This window comes from Enterovirga sp., assembly GCF_035325185.1.
GTDB lineage: Bacteria > Pseudomonadota > Alphaproteobacteria > Rhizobiales > Beijerinckiaceae > Enterovirga.
Genome location: NZ_DAOLAJ010000047.1, coordinates 1 through 17,567, shown reverse-complemented (window position 1 = coordinate 17,567; position 17,567 = coordinate 1). Strand labels below are relative to the sequence as shown.

At 68.6% G+C, this 17,567-nt stretch carries 20 protein-coding genes; 14 read left to right on the top strand and 6 right to left on the bottom strand.

The genetic code is table 11. The annotated features are described in order from the left end of the window. Window positions 1-21 precede the first annotated feature (21 nt). The 6 genes from pheS to PKD06_RS11050 form a co-directional block, all read right to left on the bottom strand. Window positions 22-1,104, bottom strand: coding sequence for a phenylalanine--tRNA ligase subunit alpha (gene pheS, locus PKD06_RS11075; protein ID WP_324380234.1), 1,083 nt, complete (start codon window positions 1,102-1,104; stop codon window positions 22-24). A gap of 74 nt (window positions 1,105-1,178) precedes the next feature. After that, entirely contained in the window at window positions 1,179-2,237 is a 1,059-nt protein-coding gene (locus PKD06_RS11070) for an aromatic ring-hydroxylating dioxygenase subunit alpha (RefSeq protein WP_324380233.1), read from the bottom strand. An 81-nt stretch (window positions 2,238-2,318) separates the two neighbouring features. After that, window positions 2,319-2,696 (bottom strand): 50S ribosomal protein L20, encoded by a 378-nt coding sequence (rplT, locus tag PKD06_RS11065; RefSeq protein WP_324380232.1) that lies wholly within the window; start codon window positions 2,694-2,696, stop codon window positions 2,319-2,321. 48 nt (window positions 2,697-2,744) lie between these two features. Continuing rightward, window positions 2,745-2,945 carry a 50S ribosomal protein L35 gene (rpmI, locus tag PKD06_RS11060; protein WP_324380231.1) on the bottom strand — a complete coding sequence of 67 codons (201 nt, stop codon included), beginning with the start codon at window positions 2,943-2,945 and terminating at the stop codon, window positions 2,745-2,747. A 184-nt stretch (window positions 2,946-3,129) separates the two neighbouring features. After that, a complete protein-coding gene (locus PKD06_RS11055; RefSeq protein WP_324380230.1) occupies window positions 3,130-4,743 on the bottom strand; it encodes a phosphoenolpyruvate carboxykinase in 1,614 nt (537 codons plus the stop codon). 146 nt (window positions 4,744-4,889) lie between these two features. Then, window positions 4,890-5,678, bottom strand: a complete 789-nt coding sequence (locus tag PKD06_RS11050) for a DUF2470 domain-containing protein (RefSeq protein WP_324380229.1) — start codon at window positions 5,676-5,678, stop codon at window positions 4,890-4,892. 207 nt (window positions 5,679-5,885) lie between these two features. On the opposite strand from PKD06_RS11050, the gene PKD06_RS11045 reads away from it, so the two are divergent. The 14 genes from PKD06_RS11045 to PKD06_RS10980 all read left to right on the top strand — a co-directional run. Next, window positions 5,886-6,584: a response regulator transcription factor gene (locus PKD06_RS11045; protein ID WP_324380228.1), complete on the top strand. Its 699-nt coding sequence runs from the start codon at window positions 5,886-5,888 to the stop codon at window positions 6,582-6,584. A 142-nt stretch (window positions 6,585-6,726) separates the two neighbouring features. Continuing rightward, the gene (locus PKD06_RS11040) at window positions 6,727-8,418 is read left to right on the top strand and encodes a sensor histidine kinase (protein ID WP_324380246.1); all 1,692 of its coding nucleotides are present in this window, start codon (window positions 6,727-6,729) and stop codon (window positions 8,416-8,418) included. After that, window positions 8,415-8,855, top strand: a complete 441-nt coding sequence (locus tag PKD06_RS11035) for a hypothetical protein (protein WP_324380227.1) — start codon at window positions 8,415-8,417, stop codon at window positions 8,853-8,855. The genes PKD06_RS11040 and PKD06_RS11035 overlap by 4 nt, the downstream gene beginning before the upstream one ends. A 104-nt stretch (window positions 8,856-8,959) precedes the next feature. Beyond that, window positions 8,960-9,361: a PTS sugar transporter subunit IIA gene (locus tag PKD06_RS11030; protein ID WP_324380226.1), complete on the top strand. Its 402-nt coding sequence runs from the start codon at window positions 8,960-8,962 to the stop codon at window positions 9,359-9,361. A gap of 11 nt (window positions 9,362-9,372) precedes the next feature. Beyond that, window positions 9,373-9,687 (top strand): HPr family phosphocarrier protein, encoded by a 315-nt coding sequence (locus PKD06_RS11025; protein ID WP_324380245.1) that lies wholly within the window; start codon window positions 9,373-9,375, stop codon window positions 9,685-9,687. A 25-nt stretch (window positions 9,688-9,712) separates the two neighbouring features. Next, window positions 9,713-10,372, top strand: coding sequence for a MarC family protein (locus tag PKD06_RS11020; protein WP_324380225.1), 660 nt, complete (start codon window positions 9,713-9,715; stop codon window positions 10,370-10,372). A gap of 44 nt (window positions 10,373-10,416) precedes the next feature. Continuing rightward, the gene (locus PKD06_RS11015) at window positions 10,417-11,067 is read left to right on the top strand and encodes a peroxidase-related enzyme (protein ID WP_324380224.1); all 651 of its coding nucleotides are present in this window, start codon (window positions 10,417-10,419) and stop codon (window positions 11,065-11,067) included. Between the two features lie 122 nt (window positions 11,068-11,189). Next, window positions 11,190-12,200, top strand: coding sequence for an ABC transporter substrate-binding protein (locus PKD06_RS11010; protein ID WP_324380223.1), 1,011 nt, complete (start codon window positions 11,190-11,192; stop codon window positions 12,198-12,200). A 43-nt stretch (window positions 12,201-12,243) separates the two neighbouring features. Beyond that, window positions 12,244-12,996, top strand: a complete 753-nt coding sequence (locus tag PKD06_RS11005) for an ABC transporter permease (protein ID WP_324380222.1) — start codon at window positions 12,244-12,246, stop codon at window positions 12,994-12,996. Then, window positions 12,993-13,775, top strand: a complete 783-nt coding sequence (locus PKD06_RS11000; protein WP_324380221.1) for an ABC transporter ATP-binding protein — start codon at window positions 12,993-12,995, stop codon at window positions 13,773-13,775. Before PKD06_RS11005 ends, PKD06_RS11000 begins: the two co-directional genes overlap by 4 nt. Before the next feature lie 29 nt (window positions 13,776-13,804). Further along, complete coding sequence (locus tag PKD06_RS10995; protein WP_324380220.1) at window positions 13,805-14,287, top strand: VOC family protein; 483 nt, start codon at window positions 13,805-13,807, stop codon at window positions 14,285-14,287. A 216-nt stretch (window positions 14,288-14,503) separates the two neighbouring features. Beyond that, on the top strand, window positions 14,504-14,842 hold the full coding sequence (locus tag PKD06_RS10990) for a P-II family nitrogen regulator (protein WP_324380219.1): 339 nt from the start codon (window positions 14,504-14,506) through the stop codon (window positions 14,840-14,842). A gap of 22 nt (window positions 14,843-14,864) precedes the next feature. Further along, entirely contained in the window at window positions 14,865-16,331 is a 1,467-nt protein-coding gene (locus tag PKD06_RS10985; protein ID WP_324380218.1) for an ammonium transporter, read from the top strand. 359 nt (window positions 16,332-16,690) lie between these two features. Continuing rightward, on the top strand, window positions 16,691-17,567 hold an 877-nt coding region (locus PKD06_RS10980), incomplete at its 3' end, for an aconitase family protein (protein ID WP_324380217.1).

Here is a 17,567-nt window from a genome sequence, read left to right as displayed (position 1 = left end):
CGGTTGGAGTTTGCGGAGACATCACCCCGTCAGCCCGCCGGCCAGCGTCGGCATGTCGAGCGGGCGGAAGCCGTAATGATCGAGCCAGCGCACATCCGCGTCGAAGAAGGCGCGCAGGTCCGGCATGCCGTATTTCAGCATGGCGATGCGGTCGATGCCCATGCCCCAGGCGAAGCCCTGGACGCGGTCGGGATCGAGGCCGCAATTGCGCAGCACGTTCGGATGCACCATGCCGCAGCCGAGGATCTCCAGCCAGTCGGTCCCCTCGCCGAAGCGGATCTCGTCGCCGCGGCGCGAGCACTGGATGTCCACCTCGGCCGAGGGCTCGGTGAAGGGGAAGAAGGACGGCCGGAAGCGCATCTTCACCTCCTCCACCTCGAAGAAGGCGCGGCAGAACTCCTCCAGCACCCAGCGCATGTTCGCGATGGTCGCCTTGTCGTCGATGACGAGGCCCTCGACCTGATGGAACATCGGCGTATGCGTCTGGTCCGAATCGTGACGATAGGTCCGGCCGGGAATGATCACGCGGATCGGCGGCGCCTTGGCGCGCATCGTCCTGATCTGGACCGGCGAGGTATGCGTGCGCAGCACCTTGCGGCGGCCGAGCGCGTCGGGCCGCAGGAAGAAGGTGTCGTGCATCTCGCGCGCCGGATGCCCCTCGGGGAAGTTCAGCGCGGTGAAGTTCAGCTCGTCCGTCTCGATGTCGGGCCCCTCGGCCACCGAGAAGCCCATATCGGCGAAGATCGCCGTGATCTCCTCCACCACCTGGCTGATGGGATGGATGCGCCCCGCGACCTCAGGGGCCGGCCGCACCGGCAGCGTGACGTCGATGCGCTCCGAGGCGAGGCGCGCGGCGAGCGCCGCCGCCTGGAGGGTCTCGCGCCGCGCGGCGATCGCCCCCTGCACCGCGTCGCGCAGCCCGTTGATCAGCGGCCCCCGGACCTTGCGCTCCTCCGGCGTCATGCGCCCAAGCGTCTTGAGAAGCTCCGAGACCGAGCCCTTCTTGCCGAGGGCGGAGACGCGGAGCGTCTCCAGGGCGGTGTCGTCGGGGGCTGCCTCGACCTGCGCCAGCAGGTCGCGTTCCAGGGTCGCGAGATCGGTCATCGTGGGGTCGTGTCTGAAGAGCCCGGCTTCTGGCACGCGCGCCGCGCGATGTCGAGAAAATCGCAGACGCGGCGTCAGCTTCGCCAGCGCAGGGTCCGCGGCACCAGCGGATTGGCGAAGGGCCGGCCCTCGGCCTGTGCGCCCTTCCACTCGTCCTTGACGCGCATCCACCAGCGCGCCTGCGTGTCGGCGTCGTTGATGAGCATCAGCCGCGGCTGATGGACCAGCCCCTCGCGCTGCTGCACGACGACCCGGCGGTCCTGGTCGAGGAAGACCGTCATGAGATGCTGGGCGAGCGGCCGCACGAAAGGCACCCAGGCGGGCGTCGTCCAGAAGAACTGGTAGACCTCGGTCTCCCCGTCCGTGACCGGCGTGATGGCCGTGAGCCCGACGACGGCGTGCCGGTCGCCGTGCACCTCCTCGATGCGCAGGCCCGGCAGCCTGTAGGAGATCTCCGTCTCCACGTCCTTGCCGAGCAGCTTGTAGACGAGGTTCTGCGGCGGCAGCTTGTGGCGCACCATGCGCCAGCCGAGTTCCGAGGGCTCGAAATGCTTCTCCTTCGGCCGGAGCTTCGTCGCGTCCTTCTTGAACCACCACGAGGTATGGACGAAGGCCGCGTGCGTCGGGTCCATGAGGCCGAAGGCGGCATGGTCCGTCGAGCACGGGAAGGGCAGCATGATGCCGAGCGTCGGGGCGACGTCGTCGGCGAAATGGGGCATCCGCGGCGGCTCGGGCTGGCCGCCTTCCTCAGGGGTCTCGCCGTCCTTGGGGAAATAGATCCAGATCAGGCCCTGCTGCTCCACGCAGGCATAGGCGCCGCATTTGATGCGGCCGAACTCGACCTGCTGCTCCTCGCGCAGCGAGGGCACCTCGGTGCAGGTGCCGGTGCGGTCGAAGCGCCAGCCGTGATAGCAGCACTGGACGGTCTCGCCGTCGAACTTGCCGTAGCGCAGCGGGATGCCGCGATGCGGGCAGTTGTCCCGGATCGCGAAGACCGCGCCCTGCTTGTCGCGCGCGATCAGGACCGGCTCGCCGAGAAGCGTCTTGGGCAGCATCTTGCCGCGACCCACGGCCTTGCCGGGCGCGGCCACGTACCAGAGGCCGCGCAGAAGCTCGGCGGTCAGCCCCTGCATGGATCAGCCTGCATCAGGCGCATCGCCATGCTCTCCGCAAATCCCTCTCCCCTTGCGGGAGAAGGATGGGGCGTAGCAGCCTCAGGCGGCCTTGACCACCTCGGCTGGCAGGGCGGCCTTGGCCTTCTCGACGATCGCGGCGAAGGCCGGGGCGTCGTGGATGGCGATGTCGGAGAGGACCTTGCGGTCCACCGTCACGCCGGCCTTGGCCATGCCGTCGATGAGGCGCGAATAGGTCAGGCCGTGCTCGCGGGCGGCGGCGTTCAGGCGCTGGATCCAGAGGGCGCGGAAGGAGCGCTTGCGGTTCTTGCGGTCGCGATAGGCGTATTGCATCGCCTTCTCGACCGCCTGTTTGGCGACCCTGATCGTGTTCTTGCGCCGGCCGTAATAGCCCTTGGCGGCGTCGAGGACCTTCTTGTGCTTGGCGTGGCTGGTCACGCCGCGTTTGACACGGGCCATGAGAAAACTCCTGGATTCGGGAAGGGGAAGAAGCGTGCTGCTTCGGCGTCAGCCGTTCGGCAGAAAGAACTTCTTCACGTTGTCGGCATCGCCCTTGAACATGACGGTGGTGCCGCGCTGGTTGCGGATCTGCTTGTTGGTCCGCTTGATCATGCCGTGGCGCTTGCCGGCCTGGGCCATGATCACCTTGCCGCTTCCCGAGATCTTGAAGCGTTTCTTGGAGCCCGAATGGGTCTTCAGCTTGGGCATTTCGCTCTCCTGCCGGCCCAAGGCCGATTATGCGCCGCGCGGAGAAGCGGCGGATGCCGCGTCCGGGACGCCTCGATGCTGCTGGAGCATGCCGAACCGCCACGGCAGCCCTTGAAGGCCGGGCGGTTCGAAGGGGCGGCTTATGCCAGAGCCGATGATGCGGCGCAAGACGGCGCCCGGCACCTCAGGCGGCGATGGACATGTGCGGCTCGGCCGCGCGCACGTCGGCATCGACATGGTCGGCGAAGCGCTTGAAGTTCTCCTGGAACATCGTCAGCAGCGTCTTGGCCGTCTCGGCGAAGGCGGCTTTGTCCTGCCAGGTCTTGACCGGATAGAGGATGTGCGGCTCGACGCCCGGCACCGAGGTCGGGACCGCGAAGCCGAAATAGGGATCGCGCCGGTAATCGGCGCGGGCCAGCGAGCCGTCGAGCGCGGCCGTCAGGAGGCGCCGCGTCACGCGGATCGGCATGCGCCGCCCGCCCGTGCTCACGCCGCCGCCGGTCCAGCCCGTATTGACGAGCCAGCAATCGACATGGTGGCGGCCGATCAGGTCGCGCAGCAGGTTGCCGTAGACGGAGGGGTGGCGCGGCATGAAGGGTGCGCCGAAACAGGTGGAGAAGGTCGCCTCCGGCCCCTTCAGCCCCTTCTCGGTGCCGGCGACCTTGGCGGTGTAGCCGGACAGGAAGTGATACATCGCCTCGGCCGGGGTCAGCTTGGCGATGGGAGGCAGGACGCCGAAGGCGTCGGCGGTCAGCATCACGATGTTCTTCGGATGGCCCGCCCGGCCCGAGGCGACCGCGTTCGGGATGAAGTCGATCGGATAGGCGCAGCGCGTGTTCTCGGTCTTCGAGGCGTCGTCGAAATCGGGCTCGCGGGTCAGGGGATCGAAGACCACGTTCTCCAGCACCGTGCCGAAGCGCTCGGTCGTCGCGTAGATCTCGGGCTCGGCCTCGCGCGAGAGGCGGATGGTCTTGGCGTAGCAGCCGCCCTCGAAGTTGAAGATGCCGTGATTGCTCCAGCCGTGCTCGTCGTCGCCGATCAGCGGGCGGTCGGGATCGTTCGAGAGCGTGGTCTTGCCCGTGCCGGAGAGGCCGAAGAAGATGGCCGAGGAGCCGTCCTCGGCCCGGTTCGCCGAGCAATGCATCGGCATCACCTTCTTCGCCGGCAAGGTGTAGTTCAGGTAGGTGAAGACCGATTTCTTGATCTCGCCGGCATAGGAGGTGCCGCCGATCAGGATGACGTTGTTCGTGAAGTCGCAGGCGATCACCGTGTCGGAGCGGACCCCGTGCCGGGCCGGATCGGCCTTGAAGGAGGGAAGGTCGACGATGGTGAGGGTCGGCCGGAAATCCGCCAATTCGCTTGCATCCGGGCGGATGAGAAGGTTGCGGATGAAGAGCGAGTGCCAGGCATATTCGGTGAAGACGCGGGTCTTGACGCGGTGGGCCGGATCGGCGCCGCCGTAGAGGTCCTGCGCGAAGAGCGACTTGCCCTCGGCATGGGCCAGGAAATCCTCCAGCAGGGTCTGGAACTGCTCGCGGCTGATGGCGCCGTTATTGTCCCACCAGACGTCGTTCTCGGTGTCCTGGTCGCGGACGACGAACTTGTCCTTCGGCGAGCGGCCGGTGTGGATGCCGGTCTCGGCGGCGAGGGCGCCGCCCTGGATGAGATGGGCCTCGCCCCGCCCGAGCGAGCGCTCGACGAGCACGGGAGCCCCGAGGTTCCAGGAGACCGAGGCGAGGTTTCGGAAGCCGAACTTGTCCGCGCCGAAGGCCGCGTTGAAGACGCCGATATTGTCCAAGTGCATTCCCTCCGCGCGGAGCGTGTTGCGATCTGTGATCTTCGAAAATAAGGAGCCGCGAGCCTTTAGCCGAACTTGGCCGTTCTCCTCAAGCGAGCCGGACGATCTATCGAGTTCGGCGGCCGGCCGGCCGGCCGGCCGGCCGGCTAGCCGGCCGATTTCGTCCGGGCCTCGGCGGCGAGCGCCACCAGCATCCGCCGCAGCGTCGTTCCGTCGCGGACGGGCTCGGGGAAAACGAGCCGCGCCGTCTCCTGGCCGCAGACGAGATCCATGCCCTCGGGATCGACGCCGCTCGCCCGCCAGGGCCCCTCCGGCCGGCCGAGAAGGCGCGTCGCATAGAGGGACAGCGCCTCTGTGTGGTCCGAATTCATATGCGCGACCGCGCCTTCCTCGGCCGCGACGAGGTCGCCGGCTCCCTCCAGGTCGAGCAGCACGCCCTCGAACGGCCCGTTCCCGGCCCGCGCGAAGCCGCCGTTCGGATGGATGGATTCCACGGCGAGCCGGAAGAAGGAGAAATCGGGGAAATCGGCATAGAGGGCCGCCTTCGGGTGGCGCGCCAGGAAGCGGCGGCGCACCCGCGGATCGTCCGTCCGCTGCGCCCGGCCGACGACGCTGACGCGGGCGGAGGCGGCCATCGGATCGCCCTTGCCGAGCGTCGCGAAGAGGACAGAGCAGCGGGAATCCGCATCGAGGTTCCTCGTGTGCAGCGAGAGCAGCGAGAGAAGGAAGATCGGGGTGCCGTCCGTATCGGTCGCGACATTGACCAGGGTCGCGAGCGGATATCCGCTCGCGGGATCGAGCGTGGCGAGCGCGCCGGTCCGCCCGCGGCGAAGTGTCTCGCGCGCCAGCGCGATGGGGTCGAAATCGTCGGGCGGCGAGCCGCCGAGTTCCAGGCCCCGCGGGGTGATGGCGGGTTGCGCGGCAGCTTCACTCATCCGATCCTCCCGGGGACCCCGCAAGACGTCCTCGCCATCCGGTCCGCGTCGATATTCCGTGTTCCGAAACCGGCGCCGATTTGGCAAGTCTCGCCGGCTGGCCTATTGACCGACGTCAAGTCGCATGTGGACGAGATCGGCGCCGCGAGACGCTCGTTCTTTCCCGCGCCATTCTGGCCACAATGCGACCCGGATCGAGGATCTCGCATGCCGACGATTGCCCTGGTCGACGACGACCGCAACATCCTGGCTTCCGTATCCATCGCGCTGGAGGCCGAAGGCTACCGGATCCAGACCTATACGGACGGCGCCTCCGCCTTCGACGGCCTGCGGCAATCGCCCGCCGACCTCGCCATCCTGGACATCAAAATGCCCCGGATGGACGGAATGGAACTGCTGCGGAGGCTGCGCCAGAAATCCGACATGCCGGTCATCTTCCTGACCTCGAAGGACGAGGAGATCGACGAATTGTTCGGTCTCAAGATGGGCGCGGACGACTTCATCCGGAAGCCGTTCTCCCAGCGCCTTCTCGTCGAGCGGGTGAAGGCGGTGCTCCGGCGCGGCGCGCCCAAGGACGCCTCCGCGCCGAAGGAGACCGACGCCAAGGCGCTCGAGCGCGGCCACCTCAAGATGGACCCCGAGCGCCATACCTGCACCTGGAAGGACCAGCCGGTGACCCTCACCGTGACCGAGTTCCTGATCCTCCAGGCCCTGGCGCAGAGGCCGGGCGTCGTCAAAAGCCGCAACGCGCTGATGGACGCCGCCTATGACGACCAAGTCTATGTCGACGACCGCACCATCGACAGCCACATCAAGCGCCTGCGCAAGAAGTTCAAGGTGACCGATTCCGCCTTCGACATGATCGAGACGCTCTACGGTGTCGGCTATCGCTTCAAGGAAGCCTGAGCCCGCGCCGGAATTCGGCCGGGCCGAGCCCGGGGAGAACGGGCGCGGCGTCGCGCCCGCGCCGGAGGGCGAGGAGCGGGCGCTCGACGAGGCTCCCGCGGCACAAGCCGCGGAGGCTGAGGGGAGGGGATTCTCCTCCGGCCTGCGCAGGTTCGGCCTCGCCGTCCTGCGGCACCTGTCGTCGAGCCTCACCCGCCGCATCGCGGTGCTGAACCTCGTCGGGCTCGCCGCCCTGCTGATCAGCGTCATGACGCTGAACACCTTCCGCAAGAGCCTCATCGACACGCGGGTGCAGAGCCTGCTCGTTCAGGGCGAGATCATCGCGGGCGCGATCGCCTCCTCGGCGACCGTCGATTCCGGCACGGTGATCACCGATCCCGACCGCCTTCTCCAGCAGCAGGCCGGGGAGGGCGCGGCCCCGGCCGACGAATCGCCGTCGCCGCTCGAATTCTGGATCAATCCCGAGAAGGTGGCCCCGCTCCTGCGCCATCTCGTCAGCCCGACCGGGACGCGGGCGCGCATCTATGACCGCGACGGCATCCTGACGCTCGATTCCCGCAACCTCTATTCGCGGGGCGACATCTCCCGCCCCGAGGCCCCGCCGGCCTCGGATTCCGAGCCCACCCTGATCGAGCGCGCCTGGCGCAGCGTCCTGCGCCTCTTCCGCCGCGAGCGCCTGCCCTTCGACGATTTCGGGCCGACGGACGGCAAGAGCCTGCCCGAGGTCGGCCGCGCCCTCGCGGGAAGCCCGGGCGAGAGCGTGCGGCTGAGCAGCCGCGGGGAGACGATCGTCTCGGTCGCGGTGCCCATCAAGCGCCAGCGCAGCGTGCGGGGCGCCCTTCTCCTCTCGACCCAGGGCGGGGAGATCGACGCCGTCATCGCCTCCGAGCGCTTCGCCCTGCTCCAGATCTTCCTGCTCGCCGCGCTGATCATGCTGGTGCTGTCGTTCCTCCTCGCGGGCACGATCGCGGGCCCCGTGCGCCGTCTCGCCGAGGCGGCCGAGCGCGTGCGCCACGGCATCAAGTCGCGCCAGGAAATCCCCGACTTCACCAAGCGCCCCGACGAGATCGGCCATCTGTCGGGAGCTTTGCGCGACATGACGGAAGCGCTCTATTCGCGCATCGAGGCGATCGAATCCTTCGCCGCCGACGTTTCGCACGAGCTGAAGAACCCCCTGACCTCGCTGCGCAGCGCGGTCGAGACGCTGCCGCTCGCCAGGAGCGAGAGCGCGCAGGCGCGGCTCCTCTCGATCATCCAGCACGACGTGCGCCGGCTCGACCGGCTCATCAGCGACATTTCCGACGCCTCGCGCCTCGACGCGGAACTGGCCCGGGCCGATTCCGAGCCGCTGGACCTGCGGCGCCTGCTCGACACCGTCGTGACCATCCAGAGCGAGCGGCGGCGGCCCCACGATCCGAAGATCGAGATGGCTCCCTTGCCCCGCCACATCACGACCCCGCCCGACTTCACGGCGGAGGGCCACGACAGCCGCCTCGCCCAGGTCTTCAACAACCTCATCGACAATGCGCGCTCCTTCTCGCCGCCCGACGGCACGGTCCGGGTGGCGATCCGGCGCGACAGGAACGAGATCGAGGTGACGGTCGAGGATGACGGGCCGGGCATCCCGCCCCATGCGCTCGAGCGCGTCTTCGAGCGCTTTTATACGGATCGCCCCGATCACGGCTTCGGGCAGAATTCCGGGCTCGGCCTCTCGATCTCGCGCCAGATCATCGAGGCGCATCGTGGCACGATCCGCGCCTCGAACCGGCGCACCGAGGGCCCCCGCCGCGGCGCCCGCTTCACCGTCCGCCTCCCGGCGGCGCGCCCGGCGTGAGCGAGGGGACGCTCAATCTCCATGGCGGCTGCGTCCTGCTCGGGGAAGCAGGCCTCCTCATCCTCGGCCCCTCGGGCATCGGCAAATCCGCCCTGGCGCGCCGCCTCGTCGCGGAGCGCCGGGCGGCCGGGGGCTTCGCGGCTCTCGTCGCGGATGACCGCGTGCTCGTCTCCCGCCATGGCGGCCGCATCGTCGCCCGCCCCCATCCGGCGCTTGCGGGCTTCGCCGAGCATCGCGGCCTCGGCATCCGGCCCGTGTCCCATGAAGGCGCCGCCGTGCTCCGGCTCGTCGTGGAGCTGACGCGCGAGCCGGCTCCCCGCATGCCGGAGGAGGCCGATCTCGCCGCGACCCTGCTGGGAATACGCATTCCACGCGTCGCGGGCATGGCGGCGGAGGCCGGGGCGCTCATCGAAGCGGCAATTTCGTGGCCCGGATGACACGCTGATGACCGAACACCCCGCATTTGGTCGCATGACACTTGCGAAAGGGGGTGCGCTGCACAAAAATGCTTCCCTCGCCTTCGGGTGTGGAAAGCATTTTCATGATCGGTATGGTGCTCGTGACCCACGGGCAGCTGGCGACGGAATTTCGAGCCGCGCTGGAGCACGTGGTCGGCCCCCAGGATCAACTCGAGACCGTCACCATCGGTCCCGAGGACGACATGGAGAGCCGCCGCAAGGACATCATGTCCGCCGTCTGCCGCGTGAATACCGGCGAGGGGGTCGTGGTGTTGACGGACATGTTCGGCGGCACCCCGTCGAACCTCGCGCTCTCGTGCATGAACGGCGGCTCCGTCGAGGTGGTGGCCGGGATCAACCTGCCCATGCTCATCAAGCTCGCCTCGGTGCGGGACGAGGAGGCGCTGAAGGACGCCGTGCTCCACGCCCAGGAGGCGGGCCGCAAATACATCAACGTCGCCTCGCGCGTCCTCGCCGGCAAGTAGCCCCGATGGAGATGATCGGCGGCGAGGACATGGCGGCGGACGAGGTTCCCGAGGGCGTTCCGTTCCGGCGCCTGCCGATCGTCAACAGGAAGGGCCTCCACGCCCGCGCCTCGGCCAAGTTCGTCCAGGTGGTGGACCGCTTCGATGCCGTCGTCGAGGTCAGCCGGGCCGGCGAGACGGTCGGAGGGCGCTCGATCATGGGACTCCTGACCCTGGGCGCGGCCAAGGGGACGGTCATCACCGTCACGGCCCGGGGCCCGGATGCCGAAGCGAGCCTCGACGCCATCGCGGATCTCGTCGCGGGCCGCTTCGGCGAGGACGAATAGGCCCGGCCGCCGGGACGCGCCTCGCATGAGCCAAGCGACACAGAGCTTCCTTCTCGCCTTCTCGGCGCTGTTCTCGATCGTCAACCCGATCGGCGCGGCCCTCATCTTCGCCCAGGTCACCGCCGACCGCACGCATCGGGACCGCGTGCTCCTGGCGCGTCGGATCGGCCTCTATTCCTGCTTCCTGATGCTGGGCGCGCTCTGGGCGGGCGCGGCCATCCTGAGCTTCTTCGGCATCAGCCTCGCGGCCCTGCGGATCGCCGGCGGCTTCGTCGTCGCCATTTTCGCCTGGCAGCTTCTGCAGACGCCCGAGGAGCGCGAGGAGCGCAAGCAGGACCAGGCGCTCGGCGCGCAGGGCGTCGAGGACGTCGCCTTCTTCCCGCTCACGATGCCCTTCACGACCGGGCCGGGCACGATCTCGGTCGCGGTCGCGCTCGGCTCGAACGTTCCTGCCGGCAGGGCGAGCTACATTCCCGCCGCCGCGGGCGCCTGCGCCGCCGTCGTCGCGATCTCGGTCATCGTCTGGCTGGCCTATGCCTCGGCCGATCGGCTCGTCGCCCTGCTCGGCGCCTCCGGCGCCCGTGTGGTCGCGCGCCTCTCGGCCTTCCTGCTCCTGTGCATCGGGGTGCAGATCATCCTGAGCGGCACCACGGATTTCATCCACGGGCTTGCGCCCGAGCGCTGACGGCGCAAAGTCCCGCACAGGCAGCCGGGCCGGAGGAGACGGAGATGGCGAAGGGCGAGAAGGCGAAATCCAGGGACGGCAAGCGCGCCGGGGAGAAGAAGCCGGATCGCGGCGAGAAGCCGGCGCCCCAGGCCGATACGTCCGTCACGGCGCTCGACCTGAAGCGCGGCGAGCTTTCCCCCCAGATGGAAGCCTATCTCGCCAAATGCGACGAGAAGATCGGCTTCGTGCCGAACGTGCTCGCGGCCTATACGCATGATTCGGCCAAGCTCGAGACCTTCGCCGCCCTCTATAATGACCTGATGCTCGCGCCGTCCGGGCTCTCGAAGCTGGAGCGCGAGATGATCGCGGTGGTCGTCTCCAGCATCAACCGCTGCTATTACTGTCTCACCGCGCATGGCGCGGCCGTTCGCCAGCTTTCGGGCGACCCGGTGCTCGGCGAATTGATGGTGATGAACTACCGAGCCGCCCATCTCGGCGCGCGCCACAGGGCGATGCTCGATTTCGCCGCCAAGCTGACCGCCGACCCGGCCCTGGTCGGGGAAGAGGACAGGAAGGCCCTGCGCAAGGCCGGCTTCTCGGACCGCGACATCTGGGACATCGGCGCGGTCGCCTCCTTCTACAACATGTCGAACCGCATGGCCTCGGCCGTCGATATGCGCCCGAATGCCGAATACCACGCCCAGGCACGGTGACAGGGGCTTCACCTGATCGCCCCGGCCCGGGAGGGGCTGGACAATAATTACAGAATTTGTTTGTAGTTTTCTACCTATCCCGGCCAATGATAGGGGATTTCCGACTCTCCAGGAATCCTCCCATGATCCCCAGGCTTCTTGCGGCCGCGCTGGCCGCCGCCGCGGCCTTCTCCTCGTCTGCGGCTTCCGCCCAGGTTCCCGTCCGGGTGGGCGTGATCCCGATCGTCGGCGCGGCGCCCCTCTTCGTCGCGAACGGGTCGGGCGCCCTCAAGGCCGCCGGCATGGATGCGCGGGTGACGACCTTCGAATCCGGCCCGAACATGATCCAGGCGCTCGCCTCGGGCACGATCGACGTCTATGTCGCCGGCGTGATGCCGCTTGCCGTCGCCAATTCGAAGGGCGTCAAGTCCAAGGTCGTCACCGCGACCGCGATCGAGGAGATGGTCTTTGTCGCGGGCCCCAAGCTCGCCCCCTATTTCGAGGGCGGGGTTTCGGCAGCCGAGGCGCTGAAAGCCTATCGCGCCAAGGAGGGCCGGGCTGCCCGCCTCGCCGCCCAGCCGCCCGGCTCGGTCCCCAACACGACCCTCCAGCACTGGCTCTGGCAGGTCGCCAAGGCCGACAAGGCCGATGCCGAGATCGTCTCCATGGGAATCGACGCGACCCAGCAGGCCGTGCTCGTCGGCGCCGTCGAGGGCGCTGCCATCCGCGAGCCGGCGCTCACCATCGTTCAGGGCCGCAACCCGAAGATCAAGCTCGTCGCGACCGGGGGCCAGATGTTCCCCTCCCAGCCGGGCACGGTCGTCGCGGTCACGCCCGCCTTCATCGCGGCGCATCCGAAGGAGGTGCAGGCGCTCGTCGACGCCCTCGTCGCAGCCGATCGGACCCTCAAGGAGAAGCCGGCCGAAGCCGCCCCCCATGTCGTCGCGGCCCTCGGCAAGGGGATCGTCGACGAGGCGACCATGACGAAGGCGCTGACCTCGCCGGCCTCGCGCTTCATCGCCGATCCGCGCGCCATCATCGACGCGACCGCCAAGATGCAGGCCTATCAGGTCTCCATCGGCACGCTCGACAGGGAGGCCCCGCTCGACGGCCTCTTCGAGCCGAAATTCTATCTCGAGGCCGTGAAGAAGTGACTCACCCAGCCTCTCCCCGCTTGCGGGGGGAGGAGATGCGCCCATGACCCGCCTCGCCCGAACCGCGCTGTCCGCGCTCGGCCTCGCGCTCTTCCTCGCCGTGTGGGAGGCCCTGCCGCGCATCGGCCTCCTCAACGAGACGCTGGTGCCGCCGCCCTCGGCCATTCCCGGCGCCTTCCTGTCCGAGCTGCGCTCGGGCACCTGGCTCACGGCGGTCCTGTCGAGCCTGTCGCATTATGTCACGGGCCTCGCCGTCGGCGCCGGCCTCGGGGTCGCGTTCGGTATCCTGTCGGGCATGTTCCGGCCCTTCGAGGACCTGACCGCCTGGATCGTCCGCCTCGTGCGGCCGATTCCGGGCCTCGCCTGGGTGCCCTTCGCCATCATCTGGTTCGGCGTCGAGCCGGCGGCCGCCGTCTTCATCATCGCCATTGGCGTTTTCTGGATCGTCTTCTTCGCCACGCAGGGGGCAGTCCGCGGCGTCGACCGGGACCTCGTCGAGGTCGCGCAGGCTTTCGGCTTCCGCTCGCCGCTCGCGCGGCTCGTCAAGATCGTGCTGCCGGCCGCGACCCCCGGCATCCTGGTCGGGCTGCGCACCGCCCTCGGCCAGGCCTGGATGGCGGTCGTCGCCGCCGAGATCTTCGGCGTGCCCGGCGTCGGCCAGCGCATGATGCAGGCCTCCAGCCTCCTCTCCAGCGACATCGTGCTCGTCTACATGCTCACCATGGCGGCCCTCTACGGGCTCATCGATGCCGGCTTCGTCGCCGCCCAGACCTGGCTCCTGAGGTGGCGGGCATGAGCGCGCCGTCCTTCGAGCCCGTGGTCGATATCCGCGGGCTCTCCCTCACCTTCGAGCGCAACGGCGAGAAGACCGAGGTTCTGCACGCGCTCGACCTCGCCATCGCGCCCGGCGAGTTTCTCGCCATCGTGGGCGAATCGGGCGTCGGCAAGTCGACCCTGCTGCGGGTCATCATGGGCCTCGCCGAGCCGAGCGCCGGCCGGGTCGCGGTGAGGGCGCCCGCCGGGCGCACCGGCCCGCGTCCGCCGCCGACGGCGCTGGTCTTCCAGGATTCGCGGCTCCTGCCCTGGCGCAGCGTGCGCGACAATGTCGGGTTCGGGCTCGAATGGAGCGGGGTGTCCCGCGCCGAGCGCCACAGGCGCGCCGAGGAGATGCTGGCCCTGGTCGGCCTCGGCCATCTGGGCGGGCGCTGGCCGCACCAGCTCTCGGGCGGCCAGCGCCAGCGCGTCTCGCTCGCCCGCGCGCTCGCGGTCGAGCCTGCGGTGCTGCTGATGGACGAGCCCTTCTCGGCGCTCGACAGCTTCACCCGCGAATCCCTCCAGGACGAATTGCTGCGCATCCGGGCGGCGACCGGCCGCACCGTGCTGTTCGTCACGCACGATATCGACGAGGCGGTCTATCTCGCCGACCGCGTCGTCGTGCTGAACGGCCGGCCGGCCGGGATCGGCGCGGAACTCCGCGTGGACCTGCCCCAGCCGCGGCCGCGGCATTCCCCGGCCCTCGCGCAGCTGGCGCGGCAATTGAGGCTGGAACTCTCGCAGCGCTCGGCGGAATTGTAGCGGAGGCGGCGAAGGCCAGGAGGCACGCGATGACCACTCCCGTCGATCCCCGGACCCGTATCGGCCATGTCCATCTCAAGGTCGCCGATCTCGAGCGCGCGCTCGGCTTCTACCGCGACGTGCTCGGCTTCGAGGTGACGCAGCGCTACGGAAACCAGGCCGTGTTCCTGTCCGCGGGCGGCTATCATCACCACATCGCTCTCAATACCTGGGAGAGCGCGGGCGGCCCGCCGCCGGCGCCGGGGACGACCGGCCTCTACCATCTCGCCATCCTGTATCCGACCCGCGTGGCTCTCGCCGACGCGCTGCTGCGCCTCGACCGGGCCGGGATCGCCCTCGACGGCGCCAGCGACCACGGCGTCAGCGAGGCGCTCTATCTGCGCGACCCGGACGGCAACGGGGTCGAGCTCTACCGGGACCGGCCCGAGGCCGAATGGCCGCGCGATGCCGGGGGCGGCCTCGCGATGGGGACGCGGCGCCTCGACCTCGCATCGCTGCGCGCCGCGGCGTGATCCCCCGGCAAGCCCAGAGAACGGGCCGTCTGCCTATTTTCTAATCATTATTGCTGCGCCGCCGGAAGAGACTCGCTGCGCCGCGGTAGAAAGACCGGCGCTTCCGGCAGGCGACGCCATTTGGCACGCCCTTTGAAATGTCCCTCCCCGAGCCGCGCCGTTTCCTGGCGGCATGGGCCTCCGGTTCGTTCGGCCGGAGCTGAGTGGGGCAAGAACATGAAAATCGTGATGGCCATCATCAAGCCGTTCAAGCTCGAGGAAGTGCGCGACGCGCTCACCGCGATCGGCGTCCACGGGCTCACCGTGACGGAGGTCAAGGGCTACGGGCGCCAGAAGGGGCATACGGAAATCTACCGCGGCGCCGAATACGCCGTCAGCTTCCTGCCGAAACTGAAGATCGAGGTCGCGGTCGCCTCCGAATTCGTCGCCCAGACGATCGAGGTGATCTCCAACGCCGCGCGCACCGGGCAGATCGGCGACGGCAAGATCTTCGTCGCCCCCATCGAGCAGGCCGTGCGCATCCGCACCGGCGAAACCGACACCGACGCCCTCTGACCAATCCCGACCGGAGTTTCCCATGATGTCCCGATCCCGATGGACGGCCTGCCTTCCGGCAGCCGCCGCCCTCTCCCTCCTCGCCCTGCCGGCCCTCGCCCAGGAGGCCGCAGCGCCCGTTCCCAATAAGGGCGACACGGCCTGGATGCTCGTCTCCGCCGCGCTCGTCCTGATGATGTCGGTGCCGGGCCTCGCCCTGTTCTACGGCGGCCTCGTGCGCACGAAGAACATGCTCTCGGTGCTGACGCAGGTCTTCGCCATCGTCTGCCTCGCCGGCGTGATCTGGGTCGCCTACGGCTATTCGCTCGCCTTCACCAACGGCGGGGGCCTCAACGCCTTCGTCGGCGGCCTCTCGAAAGCCTTCCTGTCGGGCGTGAATTCCGACTCGACGGTCGGGACCTTCTCGAACGGCGTCGTCATCCCCGAATACGTCTATCTCTGCTTCCAGATGACCTTCGCGATGATCACGCCCGCGCTGATCATCGGAGCCTTCGTCGAGCGCGTCCGCTTCTCGGCGCTTCTCGTCTTCATCGTGCTGTGGCTGACCTTCATCTATTTCCCGATGGCGCACATGGTCTGGTACTGGGCCGGCCCCGACACGATCGCCGATGCCGCCAAGGCCGTCGCCGCCAATGCCTCCGACGCGGCCGCCAAGGCCAAGCTCGACGAGGTCACGGGCGATGCCGGGCTGATCTATAGCTGGGGCGCGCTCGACTTCGCCGGCGGCACCGTCGTCCACATCAATGCGGGCATCGCCGGGTTCGTGGGCTGCCTGATGATCGGCAAGCGCATCGGCTACGGCCGCGACCTCCTCGCCCCCCACTCGCTGACCATGACCATGATCGGCGCCTCGCTCCTGTGGGTGGGCTGGTTCGGCTTCAACGCGGGCTCGAACCTCGAGGCCAATGGCGTGACCGCCCTCGCGATGCTCAACACCTTCGTCGCGACTGCCGGCGCCGCCCTCGCCTGGCTCTTCGTCGAATGGGGCGTCAAGGGCAAGCCCTCGCTCCTCGGCATGGTGTCGGGCGCGGTGGCCGGCCTCGTCGCCGTCACCCCGGCCTCGGGCTTCGCCGGGCCGATGGGCTCGCTCGCGCTCGGCATCCTGGCGGGCGCGATGTGCTTCGTCTTCTGCTCGAGCGTGAAGAACGCCTTCGGCTATGACGACTCCCTCGACGTGTTCGGCATCCACTGCATGGGCGGCATCCTGGGCGCCATCGCGACGGGCATCCTGGTCTCGCCGTCCCTCGGGGGTGTCGGCCTCGTCGACTACGTCGCCAAGCCCGGCACGGCAGCGCCTGCCGACTACGTGATGGCGACGCAGGTCCTGGCCCAGATCAAGGCGGTGGCCGTGACCCTGGTCTGGTCGGGCCTCGGCTCGGCGATCCTCTACAAGATCGTGGATGTCGTCATCGGCCTGCGCGTCACCCAGGAAGAGGAGCGCGAGGGGCTCGACCTCACCGATCACGGGGAGCGCGCCTACAACTATTGAGGAGAGGCGCGGGCAGGGCCCCGCGACGCCTCCCGGACCCCGGCGAAAGCCGGGGTCTTCATGTTTCAGGGGTTGGCGGAGGAGACGGCCGGCCTCCGGCGCGGCGGCGATTTTCGCTCCCCGTTTCCCTGCCGTGCGAACGATTTAGAACGGCTCCGAAGACGCTGGCGTCCCGCTTTTGATTGCGCTATGCCAGCCCAGGCTGCGCCGCGCGCACGAGCGGTTCCACACCTAAGCTCGCCAATGCGTCCGGGCTCCCCCGAGCGGTGCGCGCCGAGAGGCGCATCGGCCGAAGATGAATCGCGCGGTCTGTCCGCGCGAGTCGGTATCTGCCCGTTCGGGCAAGCTAGGGGACGCCTATGACTCATCCGAATTCCTTCGGCGCCCGCCAGACCCTCAAGGTCGGCGACAGGAGCTACTCCTACTATTCCTTGACCCGGGCCGAGAAGAACGGCCTGGACGGCGTCTCCCGGCTTCCCTTCTCGATGAAGGTTCTTCTCGAGAACCTGCTGCGCTTCGAGGATAACCGCACGGTCAGGAAGGGCGACATCGAGGCCGTGAAGTCCTGGCTCCAGAACAAGGGCAAGGACGAGGTCGAGATCGCCTACCGGCCGGCGCGGGTCCTGATGCAGGATTTCACGGGCGTCCCGGCCGTCGTCGACCTCGCCGCCATGCGCGACGCCATGGTGAGCCTCGGCGGCGATCCCGAGAAGATCAATCCGCTAATCCCGGTCGATCTCGTCATCGATCACTCGGTGATCGTCGACGAATTCGGCACGCCGAAGGCGTTCGCCCGGAACGTCGAGCTGGAATACGAGCGCAACGCCGAGCGCTATAAGTTCCTGAAATGGGGCCAGGGCTCGTTCGAGAACTTCTCGGTCGTGCCGCCCGGCACCGGCATCTGCCATCAGGTCAATCTCGAATACCTCTCCCAATGCGTCTGGACGAGGAAGGAGAGCGACGGCTCCGAGACCGCCTATCCCGACACCCTGGTCGGCACCGATTCCCACACCACCATGGTCAACGGCATGGCCGTGCTCGGCTGGGGCGTCGGCGGGATCGAGGCCGAGGCCGCGATGCTCGGCCAGCCCGTCTCGATGCTCATCCCCGAGGTGATCGGCTTCAAGCTCACCGGCCGGCTGCGCGAGGGCATGACGGCGACCGACCTCGTCCTCACCGTGACCCAGATGCTGCGCAAGAAGGGCGTCGTCGGCAAGTTCGTCGAGTTCTTCGGCC

Bases quoted from the DNA above. Each gene is read 5' to 3' on its own strand.
- PKD06_RS11025 (WP_324380245.1), top strand. From the start codon at position 9,373: ATGATCGGCGGCGAGGACATGGCGGCGGACGAGGTTCCCGAGGGCGTT.
- PKD06_RS11015 (WP_324380224.1), top strand. From the start codon at position 10,417: ATGGCGAAGGGCGAGAAGGCGAAATCCAGGGACGGCAAGCGCGCCGGG.
- rplT (WP_324380232.1), bottom strand. From the start codon at position 2,696: ATGGCCCGTGTCAAACGCGGCGTGACCAGCCACGCCAAGCACAAGAAG.
- PKD06_RS11050 (WP_324380229.1), bottom strand. From the start codon at position 5,678: ATGAGTGAAGCTGCCGCGCAACCCGCCATCACCCCGCGGGGCCTGGAA.
- PKD06_RS11005 (WP_324380222.1), top strand. From the start codon at position 12,244: ATGACCCGCCTCGCCCGAACCGCGCTGTCCGCGCTCGGCCTCGCGCTC.
- PKD06_RS10990 (WP_324380219.1), top strand. From the start codon at position 14,504: ATGAAAATCGTGATGGCCATCATCAAGCCGTTCAAGCTCGAGGAAGTG.
- PKD06_RS11030 (WP_324380226.1), top strand. From the start codon at position 8,960: ATGATCGGTATGGTGCTCGTGACCCACGGGCAGCTGGCGACGGAATTT.
- PKD06_RS10985 (WP_324380218.1), top strand. From the start codon at position 14,865: ATGATGTCCCGATCCCGATGGACGGCCTGCCTTCCGGCAGCCGCCGCC.
- PKD06_RS11000 (WP_324380221.1), top strand. From the start codon at position 12,993: ATGAGCGCGCCGTCCTTCGAGCCCGTGGTCGATATCCGCGGGCTCTCC.
- rpmI (WP_324380231.1), bottom strand. From the start codon at position 2,945: ATGCCCAAGCTGAAGACCCATTCGGGCTCCAAGAAACGCTTCAAGATC.
- PKD06_RS11045 (WP_324380228.1), top strand. From the start codon at position 5,886: ATGCCGACGATTGCCCTGGTCGACGACGACCGCAACATCCTGGCTTCC.
- pheS (WP_324380234.1), bottom strand. From the start codon at position 1,104: ATGACCGATCTCGCGACCCTGGAACGCGACCTGCTGGCGCAGGTCGAG.
- PKD06_RS11070 (WP_324380233.1), bottom strand. From the start codon at position 2,237: ATGCAGGGGCTGACCGCCGAGCTTCTGCGCGGCCTCTGGTACGTGGCC.
- PKD06_RS11020 (WP_324380225.1), top strand. From the start codon at position 9,713: ATGAGCCAAGCGACACAGAGCTTCCTTCTCGCCTTCTCGGCGCTGTTC.
- PKD06_RS10995 (WP_324380220.1), top strand. From the start codon at position 13,805: ATGACCACTCCCGTCGATCCCCGGACCCGTATCGGCCATGTCCATCTC.
- PKD06_RS11010 (WP_324380223.1), top strand. From the start codon at position 11,190: ATGATCCCCAGGCTTCTTGCGGCCGCGCTGGCCGCCGCCGCGGCCTTC.